Origin of the sequence: Pseudomonas sp. EL_65y_Pfl2_R96, from assembly GCF_963970905.1 — a bacterium.
Taxonomy (GTDB): domain Bacteria; phylum Pseudomonadota; class Gammaproteobacteria; order Pseudomonadales; family Pseudomonadaceae; genus Aquipseudomonas.
Genome location: NZ_CAXAQH010000001.1, coordinates 52,790 through 69,751, shown reverse-complemented (window position 1 = coordinate 69,751; position 16,962 = coordinate 52,790). Strand labels below are relative to the sequence as shown.

Sequence of the window (16,962 nt, the reverse complement as noted above, 5' to 3'; positions counted from 1 at the left end):
TCGCGCATAAAAAAGGCCATTCGATCTGCATCGAATGGCCTTTTTTGTTGCCGACGACGTTACTCGGCGATCTGCAGTTTGCGTGCCTCGGTATACACGTAACGCACTTTTTCATACTCGAACGGTGTGTTCAGCTGGCCGTAGCGGAAGCCGTTCTGATAGCGCTTGTCGATACCGCGCAGTACCCAGATTTCCGGGTGGTTGGAGCTGACTTCGGAAACGTTCAGGAAGTTGATCGCCGATTCGCCGGTGTAATCGACCGCCAGGCCCGCGGTGTCACGCAGGTTCGACGGGCCGAGGATCGGCAGCACGAAGTAGGCGCCGCCCGGTACGCCGTAGAAACCCAGGGTCTGGCCGAAGTCTTCGCTCTGGCGCGGCACCCCCATGGCGGTGGCCGGGTCCCACAGGCCGGCGACACCGATGGTGGTGTTGAGCAGCAGGCGTGCGGTAGTTTCCATCGAGCGCTGCCCCTTGAATTGCAGCAGGCTGTTCACCAGGTTCGGCACGTCACCGAGGTTGTTGAAGAAGTTGCTGACGCCGGTGCGCAGGAAACTTGGGGTGACGTAGCGATAGCCGTTGACCACGGGCAGGAACACCCATTGGTCGAAACGGTAGTTGAAGTGGTAGACGCGGCGGTTCCACTCTTCCAGCGGGTCATAGACGTTCAGCGCATTGAGCGTCGAGCGTTCGAATTCGCGCTGATCCAGCCCCGGGTTGAATTTGAGTTTGCTCAGCGGTTCCTTGAAACCGTCTTTATCGACCACCACCGGGGCGTTGGCTTTGCTGTTGTCGGCATTGGCGACGCCTGCACAGAGTAACGCTGCGATCAGCAGGGGGTATTTAGCCACGGAAAAACTCCAGCATGGCGTCGCTGTTGACGCGATAGTTGAGGTTGCCGCAATGGCCGCCCAATGGATAAACAGTCAAGCGGTCGCCAAAGGTCCGGCGCAGAAACCCTAGGTCGCCAGGGCCGAGAATCACGTCGTCGGCGTTGTGCATGACGGCGATTTTCGGGCTGTCGTGCAGGTAGTCCTTGAGCGCATACAAGCTGACCTGATCGATCAGTTGCAGCAGGCTGCCGCCGTCAGTGCGGGCGCGCCACATCGGGATGACCTGCTCGGTGATGTAGCAGTCGAAGTCGCATTGCAGTGCGCGTTTGAGGAACGGTGTGAGGGTGGTGCCTTCGGTGATCGGGTATTTCGGTGGCGTGATCAGGCCGCGACGGTTGATCAGGTCCGAGGTGAAGGCGATGTCCGCCGCCGAGAAACGGAACGAGGTGCCGATCAGCATGGCCATCTGTTCGTTGCTCAGGTGCTGCTTGGACTGCTGGAAGTCGTAGAGCAAGGCATCGTTGAGGTCGATGTAGCCCTTCTGCTGGAAGTAACGGGTCAGTTTGTCCAGCACCAGCTCATAGAAAGTGGTGGTGTTATTGATGCCCTTCACCTCTGTCTGTACCAGTTTGTCCAGGTTGGTGACCGAGGTGTAAAGGTTGACCGGCGGGTTGAGCAGCAAGACTTTCTTGAAATTGAAGCTGCGACGGGTTTCATCCAGATGCGCAACAAACGCCGCATCCAGTGCGCCGAGGCTGTAACCGGTCAGGAAATAATCGGTAACCGGCAATTTCGGGTTCTGCGCCCGCACAGCCTGCATCACCCGGTACATGTCTTCGGCATCTTCCTTGGTCACGCCCGGTGTAGCGAAGCGCGAGGCGGCGGTCATGAAGTCGAAGCTGGTGGGCGACGACAGCTGCACCACGTGATAGCCGGCCTTGTAGTAGAGCTTTTTCAGGTACTCGTTAAGGGTACTGTCATAGCGTGCACCAGTGCCGGAGATCAGGAAGATCAACGGAGCAGCTTTATCTTGCGTGGCGATGCGGTAGGTGAGCTTCTTTACCGGCCAGAAGTTGTCCGGCAGGCTGAATTCACGCTCCGGGCGCAAGGTGACACTGCGGTCCGACTGATTGATGTCTTCGTCCAGCGGCAATTCCGGGCGCAAATCCGGTGGTGTCGTGGCAATGGTCGCCTCGAACGGATTGGTCAGGGGATAGCCATAGCTGGCGGCGTCAATGTCGGCCGCCAGTACGGACGCACTTAAAATCAAGCCGCCAAACAGGGCGGCGAAGCGCAAGGAACGGAGCATGACTAGATCCCTTAGAGGAAGGTGCCGGATGAAGTTCGCAGGCTATGACCATCGGATTTGCGTCAAAGTGCCATGCATCGGCACCAAAACAGGCTGATTTCGGAGCAACGGTAGCGGGACGATACACTTTGCAGTGATTGGCTGGCCAGTTAACTGTTGTTAGCGCTTGCGTAAGGCTGTCGGGAGATTAAGCTGGCCGCCGATTTCGTTTATTGGAGTGTTTCATGTCCCGCCGTCTGCCCGTGATTCTGCTGCTCGTTCTTCTGCCATTGTGGCTGGCCGCCAGTTATGGCGCCCGTTATGGCTTCATGGAGGATGCTCAATGGGTCGGCATCTGCGTTGACGAGGCCAGTCGCTGGGAATGTCAGATTCGTTCGAATCTGGGCTTGATGATTCATTTCAAGGTGCTGGGCTGGACGGCAGTGGCCGCCGCCGTGATCGGTTTTGTGCTGCCGGAGCGAGCGGGGTGGTGGTTGGCGGTGCTGGCGCTGGTGTTCGGGTTTCCGGCGCTGGCGTTGTACACCACCACGTTGGCGGTGTTTGCGGTGGTGATTGCTGCTTTGCGTTTGGTCCGGGCGTCCCGCGGGGTTTGATAGTCCGTCATCGCGAGCAGGCTCGCTCCCACATTCGACCGCATCCAGCATGAGAACGCGGTTAACGGTGGGAGCGAGGGCCGGTTGCCGCGCTGAAGATCAGCCCTTGCGAACCCGCAGGCTGCGCCACAACGCCGCCACCATCAACACACTCACCAGCGCCCAGCCCCAGGCCTGCTGGTTCTGCAAACCTTCTTGATACAGCTGCGGCGCAATGCCGGCGCCTATGATAAAGGTCAGCAGGGCGATTTCCCGACGTGGCACGCTCACCGGACGGCACAGGTACACCAGCGCCGGCAGGATGAACGCGACACTCGGGAAGCTGCGATAACGCGGGTCGAACACCAGCTCCAGCATCATTACCGCCGCGGCAAAACCTGCCGCTGCCAGCCACCAGCCGGCTCGACGTTCCAGTGCATTGAAGGCGCGTTCACGCCAACCGGTGCGGGCGCTCAAGGTCAGCGCGGCATGGGCCAGCACCAACAGATTCAACCCCGTCAGCAAGGCAACCCACAACCATTCACTGGCAAACCGGGTGGTAACGCGGGCCAGATCACCCCAGGCGCCAATCGAACAGGCCGCCAACGCACCGAGCAGCGGCAGAACCAACGCCGCGCGGGTGCTGCGAACGCGACCGCCGAGGATCAGTGTGCCGATGAAGATCAAGCCACCCAGCGCCAGCCATTGCGACCAGTACGGTACGTTCGAGACCGGCCCGGCGAGCACGCCCTTGTCCTGGCGATCGGCATCGAACAGTCCCCAATAACCGCCCACCGCACCTTCGCTGGCGCGTTTCCAGGGCTGGTCGAACGCCTCGATCAGGTTGTAATGCCAGCCTTGCTGCTCAGCCATGGCGACAAAACCGCGAATGAACTTGGCTTCATTGACCCGGCTCGGCAAGGCGGTTTCGCGCTGACGGCCTTCGCTTGGCCAGCCGGTTTCGCCAATCAGCACGTCCTTGGGCGCAAATTTGTTGCCGAACACCTGACGTACTTCGGCCACATGCTGTAGCGCGGCGTCGATGTTCGATGGCTCGTCTTCCCAGTACGGCAGCAAATGAATGGTCAAAAAGTCCACCGCCGGGGCGACTTCCGGGTGCTTGAGCCAGAACTCCCAGACGTCGGCGTAGGTCACCGGTTGTTTGACCTGGCTTTTGACTTTGTTAATCAGCGTCGCCAACTGCGCGCCGGTGACTTCCTTGCGCAGCAGGGTTTCGTTGCCGACGATTACCGAGGTCACTACATCCGCGTTGGCATTGGCCGAGGCGATCAGCAGATCGACTTCCTTGGCGGTGTCCACCGGGTTGCTGTTGACCCAGGCGCCGATCATCAGCTTCAAGCCGTGTTTGCGTGCCAGATCGGGCAGAGCCTCGAGGCCGGTCATGGAATAGGTGCGAATGCATTCGAAACGGGTTGCCAGCAGCGCGAGGTCAGCGTCCATGCGCTCGGGGCGCAGTTTGAACGGCACATCGAATGGCGATTGGTCTTTGTCGAACGGGGTGTAGGAGGCGCATTGCAGCTTGTGCGTCGCGCTGGCCGCGTCCGGCAGGATCACCGGTTTGCCGAGGCCATACCAGAAGCCACCGAGGGCAAAAAACCCCAGCAGGCAAGCGAAGAGATAAGCCAAAAAAGGAAAGCGGGATGTCGCGGGCATGGTCAGGCCGTCTGGGAGCAAAGTCGCGCATGTTACCTGCATTTGTCCCGTGCTTGGTGGCCTGCATAATTTTGACATGCAAAGTTTGGGCGGGGTTGGCGTGCGTACTTTCACGGGGCACGATTAATGGCGTTCTGATGTCGTTTCTCGATGCCTTGAGGTCGCTGACAGAGCAGGTCACTGTTGGCGTCAGGTTGATGATCGACACGTCAGTACTCCACTGACGATCGAGCGAGTTTGCGGTCGGCGTGATGGGGGCGCTGTGCACCATAAAAATACGTTGAGCGACTCGGCATCCGTCGAGTGCAGCACTTTCGGGGAAGTAACGATGAAGATGCGACGACTCTTGGGCGCAGGTGCCGCTTTGGTGCTGGCGATCAGTTCTACCGTAGCCAGCGCTGAAGGCAAGGCAGTAACGATCGGTTATGTCGACGGTTGGTCGGACAGCGTCGCCACGACCAACGTGGCTGCTGAAGTGATCAAACAGAAGCTCGGTTATGACGTGAAACTGCAAGCGGTTGCCACCGGGATCATGTGGCAAGGTGTGGCCACCGGCAAACTCGACGCCATGCTGTCGGCGTGGCTGCCTGTGACTCACGGCGAATACTGGGCGAAGAACAAGGATCAGGTCGTCGACTACGGCCCGAACTTCAAGGATGCGAAAATCGGTCTGATCGTGCCGGAGTACGTCAAGGCCCAGTCGATTGCGGATCTGAAAACCGACGAGAGCTTCAAGGGCCGTATCGTCGGCATCGACGCCGGTTCAGGCGTGATGCTCAAGACCGATCAGGCCATCAAGGATTACGGTCTGGACAATTACACCCTCAAGGCCAGTTCCGGCGCCGGTATGATTGCCGAGCTGACCCGTGCCGAGAAGAAAAACGAATCCATTGCCGTCACCGGTTGGGTGCCGCACTGGATGTTCGCCAAGTGGAAACTGCGCTTCCTGGAAGACCCGAAAGGCGTTTATGGCGCGGCTGAAACCGTGAACAGCATCGGTAGCAAAGAACTGGCAACCAAAGCGCCTGAAGTTGCGAAGTTCCTGAAGAACTTCCAGTGGGCGTCGAAAGACGAAATCGGCGAAGTCATGTTGGCGATTCAGGACGGCGCCAAACCTGAAGCCGCAGCGAAAGACTGGGTGGCCAAACACCCGGATCGCGTTGCCGACTGGACCAAATGATTTGACTTGAAGCGTCTGGTCAGCACCTCTCAAGGCCCCTTGGCTTAAATGCCAAGGGGCTTTTTGCTTTTCCCTGTGGGAGCGAGCCTGCTCGCGATTGCAATGTATCAGTCGGCATTGATGTTAACTGACACACCGTAATCGCGAGCAGGCTCGCTCCCACATTGTTTAACGCCTGCTGGGAAATGGCGAGTCTGTCATGTCGTTCTAATACTAAGGTCGTCTGGAACCTGTCCGGCAGCCGCATAGAGTAGATAGCGTTCCAACTAAAATCTGTGCTGCGAGGATAAAAACAATGAACGACAGCATTTACCTCTCGATTCAAAACAGCCCACGCTTCAAGGAGCTGGTTAGCAAGAGGGAACGATTCGCCTGGATTCTTTCAGCGATCATGCTTGGGCTGTACTCCGGATTCATCCTTTTGATTGCTTACGGGCCGCATATTCTGGGCGCGAAAATCAGCCCTGAGTCATCGATTACCTGGGGTATTCCGATCGGTGTCGGGCTGATTGTTTCGGCCTTTGTCCTGACAGGCATCTACGTGCGACGCGCCAATGGCGAATTCGACGACTTGAACAATGCGATTCTCAAGGAGGCTCAGCAATGATCCGGCGTCTAATGGCTCTATTGAGCATCGCAGCCTTCGCACCTGGCGCCTGGGCGGCTGAAGCCCTGACGGGCGCGGTACAGAAACAACCGCTCAACGTTTCCGCGATCCTGATGTTCGTGGTGTTCGTGGGGGCAACCCTGTGCATCACCTACTGGGCGTCCAAGCGCAACAAATCGGCGGCCGACTACTATGCGGCGGGCGGCAAGATCACCGGGTTCCAGAACGGTCTGGCGATTGCCGGTGACTACATGTCCGCGGCGTCTTTCCTGGGGATTTCCGCCCTGGTGTTCACCTCCGGCTACGACGGCCTGATCTATTCGATCGGCTTCCTGGTGGGTTGGCCGATCATTCTGTTCCTGATCGCCGAGCGTCTGCGTAACCTGGGCAAGTACACCTTTGCCGACGTGGCGTCCTATCGCTTGGGGCAAACCCAGATCCGCTCGCTGTCGGCGTGCGGCTCGCTGGTGGTGGTGGCGTTCTACCTGATCGCGCAAATGGTCGGTGCCGGCAAGCTGATTCAGCTGCTGTTCGGCTTGGACTACCACGTTGCGGTGATCCTGGTGGGCATCCTGATGTGCCTGTACGTGCTGTTCGGCGGCATGCTGGCGACCACTTGGGTGCAGATCATCAAGGCGGTGCTGTTGCTGTCCGGTGCCTCGTTCATGGCGCTGATGGTGATGAAACACGTCAACTTCGATTTCAACGCGCTGTTCTCCGAGGCGATCAAGGTTCACCCTAAAGGTGAAGCGATCATGAGCCCGGGCGGTCTGGTGAAAGATCCGGTCTCGGCGTTCTCCCTCGGCCTGGCACTGATGTTCGGTACCGCTGGCCTGCCGCATATTCTGATGCGCTTCTTCACCGTGAGTGACGCGAAAGAAGCGCGTAAAAGCGTGCTGTATGCAACCGGCTTCATTGGCTACTTCTACATCCTGACGTTCATCATCGGTTTCGGTGCGATCCTGTTGGTCAGCACCAATCCGGTCTTTAAAGATGCGGCTGGTGCGCTGTTGGGCGGCAACAACATGGCGGCGGTGCATTTGGCCAACGCGGTGGGTGGCAGTATCTTCCTGGGCTTCATCTCGGCGGTAGCGTTCGCGACCATCCTGGCGGTGGTGGCCGGCCTGACCCTGGCGGGTGCCTCGGCGGTGTCCCATGATCTGTATGCCAGCGTGATCAAGAAGGGCAAGGCCAACGAGAAGGACGAGATCCGTGTCTCGAAAATCACCACCATCGCCCTGGCGGTGCTGGCGATCGGCCTGGGCATTCTGTTCGAGAAGCAGAACATCGCGTTCATGGTGGGCCTGGCGTTCTCCATCGCGGCGAGCTGCAACTTCCCGGTGCTGTTGCTTTCCATGTACTGGAAGAAGTTGACGACTCGCGGTGCGATGGTCGGCGGCTGGCTGGGTCTGGTCAGTGCTGTTGGCTTGATGGTGCTGGGGCCAACCATTTGGGTGCAGATCCTGGGTCACGAGAAGGCGATCTTCCCGTATGAATACCCGGCGCTGTTCTCCATGGCCATTGCGTTTGTCGGGATCTGGTTCTTCTCGGTCACTGACAAGTCCGCCGAGGGCGTGAACGAGCGGGCGCTGTTCTTCCCGCAGTTCGTTCGTTCGCAGACCGGGTTGGGGGCGAGTGGGGCGGTTGCGCACTAAGGCTTCTATATATAAGCCGCGCTAAAACGAATGCCCCGGTCGAGAGATCGGGGCATTTTTTTATTGGGCGGTTATCGCACTGTGTATGGCTTTTTCGCGGAGGTGGTCTGCTCTTTGATCGAGTACATATCCGTTTCTGCGGTAGCGCTGGCTGGCAGTTATTGCCCCTTGTAGGAGCGAGGCTTGCCTGCGATGGCGGCCTGATAGCCGACCTGGATTTCTGATGGTGTACATATCCGTTTCTGCGGTAACTGCCACTTATGGTTCCGCTCTTACAGCGGGTCACTTTTGGCAAACGCCCCAAAAGTAACCAAAAGGTCTTGCCCCACCATTCGGTGCCTCGCTTCGGCTCGGCATGCCCTCACTCCGGCATTGCTCCGGGGGCCCGCCGCCATCGGCCATCCATGGCCGGGGGCGGCTACCGCGGCATCCTTGCCGCGGTGCCCCCTGCGCAATACCTGCGTTCGGCCTCTGGGAAAGGGGCAGACAGATCAAGATCAAAAGCCAAAGCAACAGCAACAGCAAGATCAATAGCTTCGCGAGCAGGCTCGCTCCCACAGTTGGACTGGGTACATCCGGGGGACGATTGGTCGGTTGACAGGCCGCCATCGCAGCGATGCGGCGACCCGGCAAGCCAGCTCCCACAAAAAATCAGAGCACATCCAAAATCAGAGCACGTCCGCCTTGCCTTTCACCACTCAACAGGTCGAGCGTTAGCTCGCCTGCAGCTTTTGATCTTGACGCACCGCCCCCTCGAGAGGCCGAGTGGAGGTTCTGCGCAGTGGGCAACCCGGCATGGATGCCGGGTTAGCCGCGCACGGCCATGGATGGCCGATCGCGGCGGGCCCACGGAGCAGGACCGGAGCGAGGGCACCCTGAGCCTAGGCGAAGGGCCGAACGACAGGGGCAAGAGCCCTTTGGTTACTTTGGGGCTTTTCCAAAGTGACCCGCTGTAAGAGCGGAACCATTAGCCGCCGTTACCGCAGAAAAGGATATGTACGCAACCAAAGAACCCGGTCGGCCCTCAGGCCGCCGCGTCACTCAATGTCAGGCACAAACAAAAACGGCCTCTATCTAAATAGAGGCCGTTTCCGGTACAGCTCAAGACGTTATCGCAAGACAGGTCTTATTTGCGGTCTTCAAGCCGGGTGATGTCACGCGACTCGTAGCCGGTGTACAACTGGCGCGGGCGGCCGATCTTGTACGGGCTGGAGAGCATTTCTTTCCAGTGGGAGATCCAGCCGACGGTCCGCGCCAGGGCGAAGATCACGGTGAACATGCTGGTTGGAATGCCGATCGCCTTGAGGATGATCCCCGAGTAGAAGTCGACGTTCGGATACAGCGAGCGTTCGATGAAGTACGGGTCGGTCAGGGCGATCTCTTCCAGGCGCATGGCCAGTTCGAGTTGCGGATCGTTGGTGATGCCCAGTTCTTTCAGTACTTCGTCGCAGGTCTGCTTCATGACGGTGGCGCGTGGGTCGCGGTTTTTGTAAACCCGGTGACCGAAGCCCATCAGTTTGAACGGATCGTTCTTGTCCTTGGCCTTGGCGATGTACTTGTCGATGTTCGAGACATCGCCAATTTCATCGAGCATGGTCAGCACGGCTTCGTTCGCACCGCCGTGGGCAGGGCCCCACAGTGCGGCGATACCGGCGGCGATACAGGCGAACGGGTTGGCACCCGACGAACCGGCCAGACGTACGGTGGAGGTCGATGCGTTCTGCTCGTGGTCGGCATGGAGGATGAAGATCCGGTCCATGGCCTTGGCGAGTACCGGGCTGATCGGTTTGATCTCGCACGGGGTGTTGAACATCATGTGCAGGAAGTTTTCCGCGTACGACAGGTCGTTGCGCGGGTACATCATGGGTTGGCCCATGGAGTACTTGTAAACCATTGCGGCCAGGGTCGGCATCTTGGCAACCAGGCGGATCGCGGAGATTTCGCGATGCTGCGGGTTATTGATGTCGAGGGAGTCGTGGTAGAACGCCGAGAGGGCGCCCACTACGCCGCACATGACGGCCATCGGGTGGGCGTCGCGACGGAAGCCGTTGAAGAAGGTCTTCAATTGCTCGTGAACCATGGTGTGGTTCTTCACGGTGCCGACGAACTGGGCCTTCTGTTCTGCGGTCGGCAATTCACCGTTGAGCAGCAGATAGCAGGTTTCCAGGTAGTCCGACTTTTCAGCCAGCTGTTCGATCGGGTAGCCGCGGTGCAGCAGAATGCCGTTGTCGCCGTCGATATAGGTGATCTTCGACTCGCAGGAGGCGGTCGACATGAAACCAGGGTCAAAGGTGAAGCGGCCCGTGGCCGTCAGGCCCCGAACGTCGATAACATCGGGACCAACGGTGCCGGTTAAAATGGGCAGCTCGACGGGGGCTGCGCCCTCGATGATCAACTGCGCTTTTTTGTCAGCCATGTGGCCTCCTATTTATGCTTGAAATCATCAGACAGACCCCCCACGCAGGGCCCGCACCACTATAGTGAGATAAATTTGAATGTCAATTTGCCTAAAGTCTTGCTCCAGAAGGCTTTAACCGGACTTTTTCCTCGAAATTGACTGCCATTTACGCCTTTTATCTGACTTGTGCAATCAGCTATTAGGGGAAGGTGAACGCGTTGTCATTAGTAGCCTAACTGTCTATACTCGGCCACCGACCGCCAGGGGCTTTTGGGCCTGCTTTATTGGGGGTCGCATCCCTGGGTGGTGGTTACCTGACCAGTGCACTCCCCAACAACTTTGCCCTGATTGTTAGGGGCTCTTCAGTGTGAAAAAAAAGCCGTGAAAAGCCAACGACCTGTAAACCTAGACCTAAGGACCATCAAACTCCCCATCACCGGCGTTACGTCGTTTCTTCACCGTGTTTCCGGCATCATCCTCTTCCTGGGCCTTGGCTTCATGCTGTATGCATTGGGCAAGTCTCTGGGTTCCGAGGAAGGTTTTGCCGAGGTGAAGGCATGCTTGACCAGTCCGCTGGCCAAGTTCGTAGCATGGGGCCTCCTGTCCGCTCTTCTGTATCACCTGGTAGCCGGCGTGCGCCACTTGATCATGGATATGGGCATCGGCGAGACGCTTGAAGGCGGCCGCCTGGGCTCGAAAATTATCATCGCCGTTTCCGTGGTGTTGATCGTTCTGGCAGGAGTTTGGATATGGTAACCAGCGTTACGAACCTTTCGCGTTCGGGCCTCTATGACTGGATGGCGCAACGTGTGTCTGCGGTTGTTCTCGCGGCTTATTTCATCTTCCTGATCGGATACCTCGCGGCGAATCCTGGCATTGGCTACGCCCAATGGCATGGCCTGTTCGCCCACAACGGGATGCGTATCTTCAGTCTGCTGGCCCTTGTGGCCCTGGGCGCTCACGCCTGGGTCGGCATGTGGACCATCGCGACCGACTACCTGACGCCGATGGCGCTGGGCAAGTCCGCGACTGCAGTACGTTTCCTTTTCCAGGCGGTATGCGGCGTTGCGATGTTCGCTTACTTCGTCTGGGGTGTGCAGATTCTCTGGGGTATCTGATCCATGGCTAACATTCCAACGATTTCTTTCGACGCCATCATTATTGGTGGCGGCGGTGCCGGTATGCGCGCTGCGCTGCAACTGGCACAAGGCGGTCACAAGACTGCCGTGATCACCAAGGTTTTCCCGACCCGTTCGCACACCGTATCGGCCCAGGGCGGCATCACCTGCGCCATCGCGTCGGCCGACCCGAACGATGACTGGCGCTGGCACATGTACGATACCGTCAAGGGTTCCGACTACATCGGTGACCAGGACGCGATCGAATACATGTGTCAGGAAGGCCCGGCTGCCGTTTACGAGCTGGACCACATGGGTATGCCATTCTCGCGTACCGAGCAAGGTCGTATCTACCAGCGTCCGTTCGGCGGTCAGTCGAAGGATTACGGTAAGGGTGGCCAGGCTGCCCGTACTTGCGCTGCGTCCGACCGTACCGGTCACGCGCTGCTGCACACCCTTTATCAGGGCAACCTGAAAGCCGGCACCACGTTCCTGAACGAGTACTACGCTGTTGACCTGGTGAAAAACCAGGATGGCGCTTTTGTCGGTGTGATTGCCATCTGCATCGAAACCGGCGAAACCACCTACATCCGTGCCAAGGCTACCGTTCTGGCCACCGGCGGTGCAGGTCGTATCTATGCGTCCACCACCAACGCCCTGATCAACACCGGTGACGGCGTCGGCATGGCTCTGCGTGCTGGCGTACCGGTACAAGACATCGAAATGTGGCAGTTCCACCCGACCGGTATCGCCGGCGCTGGTGTACTGGTTACCGAAGGTTGCCGTGGTGAAGGTGGTTACCTGATCAACAAGCACGGCGAGCGTTTCATGGAGCGTTATGCTCCGAACGCCAAAGACCTTGCAGGTCGTGATGTTGTTGCCCGTTCGATGGTTAAAGAAATCATCGCCGGCAACGGCTGTGGCCCGAATGGCGACCACGTAATGCTCAAACTCGACCACTTGGGCGAGGAAGTGCTGCACAGCCGTCTGCCAGGCATCTGCGAACTGTCGAAAACTTTTGCGCACGTTGACCCGGTCGTCGCTCCGGTTCCGGTTGTTCCGACCTGCCACTATATGATGGGCGGCGTTGCCACCAACATTCATGGCCAGGCAATCACCCAGAACGACGAAGGTGTCGACGCCATCATCCCAGGTCTGTTCGCCGTGGGCGAAGTGGCTTGCGTATCGGTTCACGGTGCCAACCGTCTGGGCGGCAACTCGTTGCTCGACCTGGTGGTATTCGGCCGCGCTGCCGGCCTGCACCTGGAAAAGGCGCTGACCGACGGCATCGAATACGACGACGCTACCCAAGCCGATATCGAAGCTGCCCTGTCGCGTCTGAACGCTCTGAACAACCGTACCGAAGGCGAAGACGTGGCTACCCTGCGTCGCGAGCTGCAGAACTGCATGCAGAACTACTTCGGTGTATTCCGTACCGGCGAATACATGCAGAAGGGTATTGCCCAACTGGCTGACCTGCGCAAGCGCATCGCCAACGTGAAGATCAACGATAAGTCGCAGGCTTTCAACACTGCACGTATCGAAGCGCTGGAACTGCAGAACCTGCTGGAAGTGGCCGAAGCTACCGCCATCGCTGCAGAAGTACGCAAAGAGTCCCGCGGTGCTCACGCCCGTGAAGACTTCGAAGACCGTGACGACGAAAACTGGCTGTGCCACACCCTGTACTTCCCGGGTGAGAAGCGCGTTGCCAAGCGTGCAGTGAACTTCTCGCCGAAGACTGTTCCGACTTTTGAACCTAAGATTCGGACTTATTAAGGGTGGCCGCCATGTTGCAAGTCAGTGTTTATCGTTACAACCCTGATCAGGACGCTGCGCCGTTCATGCAGGAATTCCAGGTTGATACCGGTGGTAAAGACCTGATGGTGCTGGACGTGCTGGCCCTGATCAAAGAGCAGGACGAAGGTTTCTCCTATCGTCGCTCTTGCCGTGAAGGTGTTTGCGGTTCCGACGGCATGAACATCAACGGCAAAAACGGTCTGGCGTGCATCACGCCGCTGTCTGCCGTCGTAAAAGGTAACAAGCTGATCGTTCGTCCGCTGCCAGGTTTGCCGGTTATCCGTGACCTGGTCGTCGATATGAGCATCTTCTACAAGCAATACGAAAAGGTGAAGCCATACCTGCAGAACGACACGCCGGCTCCGGCCATCGAGCGTCTGCAATCCCCAGAAGAGCGTGAAAAGCTCGACGGTCTGTACGAGTGCATCCTGTGCGCTTGCTGCTCGACTTCGTGCCCGTCCTTCTGGTGGAACCCGGACAAGTTCCTGGGCCCGGCTGCTCTGCTGCAAGCGTACCGCTTCCTGGCAGACAGCCGCGACACCAAAACGTCCGAGCGTCTGGCTTCGCTGGATGACCCGTTCAGCGTATTCCGCTGCCGGGGGATCATGAACTGCGTCAACGTTTGTCCGAAAGGCCTGAACCCGACTAAGGCCATCGGTCACATCCGTAACATGCTGCTGCAAAGCGGCGTGTGATTCAGCTGCTGTACCCGTAGGACCGCAATACCCGTAGATGCTACGGCGCAGGCTTCAACCGGCGCCGTAGTTTTAACCTGAGCAGCAGCCCATAAGGCTGCGGCTCTTATTTTGAAGAAATGAGACAAGCAGGGGCATCCGGGCTGGTACCCGGACTATCAGCGTGATCCTAAGTGGCTTGTTTTAGTCGCTGCATTCGGACTTCTGCAAGTTTGCTCGGTGTCGACGCCGGTGGTGTTCCCCTAACCGAGGGTGACCAAGCATGCAAGAAAGCGTGATGCAGCGCATGTGGAACAGCGCCTACCTTTCCGGTAGTAACGCTGCCTATGTGGAAGAGCTCTACGAGCTCTACCTGCACGACCCTAACGCTGTGCCAGAAGAGTGGCGCACCTACTTCCAGAAGTTGCCTGCTGACGGCAACACTGCTACCGATGTTTCGCACTCCACAATTCGCGATCATTTCGTCTTGCTGGCAAAGAACCAGCGCCGCGCCCAACCGGTTTCCGCCGGCAGCGTGAGCAGTGAGCACGAGAAGAAGCAAGTTGAAGTGCTGCGATTGATCCAGGCCTACCGTATGCGTGGCCACCAGGCAGCCCAGCTTGACCCGCTGGGGCTGTGGCAGCGTCCTGCACCTGCAGACCTGTCAATCAATCATTACGGCTTGACCAATGCCGATCTTGATACGACCTTCCGTGCCGGCGACCTGTTCATCGGCAAAGAGGAGGCGAGCCTACGCGAAATTCACGAAGCGTTGCAGCAGACATATTGCCGCACCATCGGCGCTGAATTTACGCATATCACCGATTCCGAGCAGCGCCAGTGGTTCCAGCAGCGTCTGGAAAGCGTGCGCGGTCGTCCGACGTACTCCGCCGACATCAAGAGCCACTTGCTCGAGCGCGTGACCGCCGGTGAAGGCCTGGAAAAATACCTGGGCACCAAATACCCGGGTACCAAGCGTTTCGGTCTGGAAGGCGGCGAAAGCCTGATTCCAATGCTTGACGAGCTGATCCAGCGTTCCGGTTCCTACGGCACCAAGGAAATCGTCATCGGCATGGCCCACCGTGGTCGTCTGAACGTATTGGTCAACACCTTCGGCAAGAACCCGCGCGAGCTGTTCGACGAGTTCGAAGGCAAGAAGAAGGTCGAGCTGGGTTCCGGTGACGTTAAATACCACCAGGGCTTCTCGTCCAACGTGATGACCGCCGGCGGTGAAGTTCACCTGGCCATGGCGTTCAACCCGTCTCACCTGGAAATCGTTTCTCCGGTGGTCGAGGGTTCGGTTCGCGCCCGTCAGGACCGTCGTAACGATCCTACCGGCGAGAAGGTTCTGCCGATCTCCATCCACGGTGACGCTGCATTCGCAGGTCAAGGCGTGGTCATGGAAACCTTCCAGATGTCGCAGACCCGCGGTTTCAAAACCGGCGGCACCGTGCACATCGTGATCAACAACCAGGTCGGTTTCACCATCAGCAACCCGCTGGACTCGCGTTCCACCGAGTACGCCACCGACGTCGCGAAAATGATCCAGGCGCCGATCCTCCATGTGAATGGTGATGATCCGGAAGCTGTATTGTTCGTGACCCAACTGGCCATCGACTACCGCATGCAGTTCAAGCGTGACGTGGTGATCGATCTGGTCTGCTACCGTCGTCGCGGCCACAACGAGGCTGACGAACCAAGCGGTACCCAGCCGATCATGTATCAGCAGATCACCAAACAGCGCACTACCCGTGAGCTGTATGCCGATCGCCTGACCCAGAGCGGTGTGCTGGACGCAGAGCGTGTGCAGTCGAAAATCGACGAATACCGCAACGCGCTGGACAACGGTCTGCATGTTGTAAAAAGTCTGGTCAAAGAGCCGAACAAAGAGCTGTTCGTGGACTGGCGTCCGTATCTGGGCCATGCCTGGACTGCGCGTCACGACACTCGCTTCGATCTGAAAACCTTGCAGGAACTGTCCGCCAAGCTGCTGGAAATTCCTGAAGGCTTCGTGGTTCAGCGCCAGGTCGCGAAAATCTACGAAGACCGTCAGAAGATGCAAGCCGGCGGCCTGCCGATCAACTGGGGTTACGCCGAAACCATGGCGTACGCGACCCTGGCGTTCGAAGGTCACCCGATTCGCATGACGGGTCAGGACATCGGTCGCGGTACGTTCTCGCACCGTCATGCTGTCTTGCACAACCAGAAAGACGCGGGCACCTACATCCCGTTGCAGAACCTGTATAACGGCCAGCCACGTTTCGACCTGTACGATTCGTTCCTGTCCGAAGAAGCCGTACTGGCGTTCGAATACGGTTACTCGACCACCACGCCTGATGCGCTGGTGATCTGGGAAGCCCAGTTCGGCGACTTCGCCAACGGTGCCCAGGTGGTTATCGATCAGTTCATCACCAGTGGCGAACACAAGTGGGGCCGTCTCTGCGGTCTGACCATGCTGTTGCCGCACGGTTACGAAGGTCAGGGGCCTGAGCACTCCTCGGCTCGTCTGGAGCGTTACCTGCAGCTGTGCGCCGAGCACAACATTCAGGTAGCCGTACCGACTACGCCGGCTCAGATCTATCACTTGCTGCGTCGTCAGGTCATTCGCCCGCTGCGCAAGCCATTGATCGTTCTGACTCCGAAGTCGCTGTTGCGCCACAAACTGGCCATTTCGACCCTGGAAGATCTGGCCGAAGGTTCGTTCCAGACCGTTATCCCGGAAATCGATGCGCTTGACCCGAAAAAGGTCACTCGCATGATCCTGTGCAGCGGCAAGGTCTACTATGACCTGCTGGAAAAACGCCGTGCCGAAGGTCGTGAAGACATCGCCATCGTGCGTCTCGAGCAGCTGTATCCGTTCCCTGAGGACGACCTGATGGAGACGCTCGCCCCTTACACCAACCTCGAAAACGTGGTCTGGTGCCAGGAAGAGCCGATGAACCAGGGCGCCTGGTACAGCAGCCAGCATCACATGCGTCGCAGCCTGACCAACCATAAACAAGGCTTGGTCCTGGAATACGCTGGTCGTGAGGCGTCTGCCGCACCTGCTTGCGGTTACGCATCGATGCACGCCGAGCAGCAGGAACAACTGCTGCAAGATGCTTTCACTGTTTAACGCCTTCGCGCACCTGAAACCGAATTTAAGGAC

General features: G+C 58.3%; 13 protein-coding genes. 9 read left to right on the top strand and 4 right to left on the bottom strand.

Annotated elements, in window-relative coordinates; all coding sequences use genetic code 11:
- Nucleotides 1-59 precede the first annotated feature (59 nt).
- Together AACY49_RS00330 and AACY49_RS00325 are read right to left on the bottom strand one after the other, a co-directional pair.
- Complete coding sequence (locus tag AACY49_RS00330; protein ID WP_258696912.1) at nucleotides 60-848, bottom strand: MlaA family lipoprotein; 789 nt, start codon at nucleotides 846-848, stop codon at nucleotides 60-62.
- Nucleotides 841-2,139, bottom strand: a complete 1,299-nt coding sequence (locus tag AACY49_RS00325; protein WP_258696911.1) for a serine/threonine protein kinase — start codon at nucleotides 2,137-2,139, stop codon at nucleotides 841-843. The genes AACY49_RS00330 and AACY49_RS00325 overlap by 8 nt, the downstream gene beginning before the upstream one ends.
- Before the next feature lie 224 nt (nucleotides 2,140-2,363).
- On the opposite strand from AACY49_RS00325, the gene AACY49_RS00320 reads away from it, so the two are divergent.
- The gene (locus AACY49_RS00320) at nucleotides 2,364-2,732 is read left to right on the top strand and encodes a hypothetical protein (RefSeq protein ID WP_258696910.1); all 369 of its coding nucleotides are present in this window, start codon (nucleotides 2,364-2,366) and stop codon (nucleotides 2,730-2,732) included.
- Between the two features lie 99 nt (nucleotides 2,733-2,831).
- On the opposite strand, the gene AACY49_RS00315 is transcribed toward AACY49_RS00320, so the two are convergent.
- Entirely contained in the window at nucleotides 2,832-4,427 is a 1,596-nt protein-coding gene (locus AACY49_RS00315; protein WP_258696909.1) for a glycoside hydrolase family 17 protein, read from the bottom strand.
- A gap of 286 nt (nucleotides 4,428-4,713) precedes the next feature.
- Here AACY49_RS00315 and AACY49_RS00310 point away from each other — a divergent pair, with 286 nt between their 5' ends.
- From AACY49_RS00310 to AACY49_RS00300, 3 genes are all read left to right on the top strand, one after another.
- The gene (locus tag AACY49_RS00310) at nucleotides 4,714-5,565 is read left to right on the top strand and encodes a glycine betaine ABC transporter substrate-binding protein (RefSeq protein WP_258696908.1); all 852 of its coding nucleotides are present in this window, start codon (nucleotides 4,714-4,716) and stop codon (nucleotides 5,563-5,565) included.
- Between the two features lie 295 nt (nucleotides 5,566-5,860).
- Complete coding sequence (locus AACY49_RS00305) at nucleotides 5,861-6,172, top strand: DUF485 domain-containing protein (protein ID WP_007939152.1); 312 nt, start codon at nucleotides 5,861-5,863, stop codon at nucleotides 6,170-6,172.
- Nucleotides 6,169-7,827: a cation acetate symporter gene (locus AACY49_RS00300; protein WP_258696907.1), complete on the top strand. Its 1,659-nt coding sequence runs from the start codon at nucleotides 6,169-6,171 to the stop codon at nucleotides 7,825-7,827. The genes AACY49_RS00305 and AACY49_RS00300 overlap by 4 nt, the downstream gene beginning before the upstream one ends.
- A 1,126-nt stretch (nucleotides 7,828-8,953) precedes the next feature.
- Here the strand turns inward: AACY49_RS00300 and gltA are convergent.
- Nucleotides 8,954-10,243, bottom strand: a complete 1,290-nt coding sequence (gene gltA / locus AACY49_RS00295; protein ID WP_105339798.1) for a citrate synthase — start codon at nucleotides 10,241-10,243, stop codon at nucleotides 8,954-8,956.
- Nucleotides 10,244-10,606: 363 nt separating this feature from the next.
- Between gltA and sdhC the strand changes: the two genes are divergently transcribed.
- From sdhC to AACY49_RS00270, 5 genes are all read left to right on the top strand, one after another.
- Nucleotides 10,607-10,981 carry a succinate dehydrogenase, cytochrome b556 subunit gene (sdhC, locus tag AACY49_RS00290; RefSeq protein ID WP_015096190.1) on the top strand — a complete coding sequence of 125 codons (375 nt, stop codon included), beginning with the start codon at nucleotides 10,607-10,609 and terminating at the stop codon, nucleotides 10,979-10,981.
- Nucleotides 10,975-11,343: a succinate dehydrogenase, hydrophobic membrane anchor protein gene (sdhD, locus tag AACY49_RS00285; RefSeq protein ID WP_003210573.1), complete on the top strand. Its 369-nt coding sequence runs from the start codon at nucleotides 10,975-10,977 to the stop codon at nucleotides 11,341-11,343. Before sdhC ends, sdhD begins: the two co-directional genes overlap by 7 nt.
- 3 nt (nucleotides 11,344-11,346) lie before the next feature.
- Entirely contained in the window at nucleotides 11,347-13,119 is a 1,773-nt protein-coding gene (gene sdhA, locus AACY49_RS00280; RefSeq protein WP_258696906.1) for a succinate dehydrogenase flavoprotein subunit, read from the top strand.
- 11 nt (nucleotides 13,120-13,130) lie between these two features.
- Nucleotides 13,131-13,835 (top strand): succinate dehydrogenase iron-sulfur subunit, encoded by a 705-nt coding sequence (locus AACY49_RS00275; RefSeq protein ID WP_018925107.1) that lies wholly within the window; start codon nucleotides 13,131-13,133, stop codon nucleotides 13,833-13,835.
- Between the two features lie 262 nt (nucleotides 13,836-14,097).
- Nucleotides 14,098-16,929, top strand: coding sequence for a 2-oxoglutarate dehydrogenase E1 component (locus tag AACY49_RS00270; protein WP_258696905.1), 2,832 nt, complete (start codon nucleotides 14,098-14,100; stop codon nucleotides 16,927-16,929).
- The last annotated feature ends 33 nt before the right edge of the window (nucleotides 16,930-16,962 follow it).

Coding starts and splice junctions, on each gene's coding strand:
- sdhD (WP_003210573.1), top strand. CDS start 10,975: ATGGTAACCAGCGTTACGAACCTTTCGCGTTCGGGCCTCTATGACTGG.
- AACY49_RS00320 (WP_258696910.1), top strand. CDS start 2,364: ATGTCCCGCCGTCTGCCCGTGATTCTGCTGCTCGTTCTTCTGCCATTG.
- AACY49_RS00270 (WP_258696905.1), top strand. CDS start 14,098: ATGCAAGAAAGCGTGATGCAGCGCATGTGGAACAGCGCCTACCTTTCC.
- AACY49_RS00305 (WP_007939152.1), top strand. CDS start 5,861: ATGAACGACAGCATTTACCTCTCGATTCAAAACAGCCCACGCTTCAAG.
- sdhA (WP_258696906.1), top strand. CDS start 11,347: ATGGCTAACATTCCAACGATTTCTTTCGACGCCATCATTATTGGTGGC.
- gltA (WP_105339798.1), bottom strand. CDS start 10,243: ATGGCTGACAAAAAAGCGCAGTTGATCATCGAGGGCGCAGCCCCCGTC.
- AACY49_RS00310 (WP_258696908.1), top strand. CDS start 4,714: ATGAAGATGCGACGACTCTTGGGCGCAGGTGCCGCTTTGGTGCTGGCG.
- AACY49_RS00315 (WP_258696909.1), bottom strand. CDS start 4,427: ATGCAGGTAACATGCGCGACTTTGCTCCCAGACGGCCTGACCATGCCC.
- AACY49_RS00275 (WP_018925107.1), top strand. CDS start 13,131: ATGTTGCAAGTCAGTGTTTATCGTTACAACCCTGATCAGGACGCTGCG.
- AACY49_RS00300 (WP_258696907.1), top strand. CDS start 6,169: ATGATCCGGCGTCTAATGGCTCTATTGAGCATCGCAGCCTTCGCACCT.
- AACY49_RS00325 (WP_258696911.1), bottom strand. CDS start 2,139: ATGCTCCGTTCCTTGCGCTTCGCCGCCCTGTTTGGCGGCTTGATTTTA.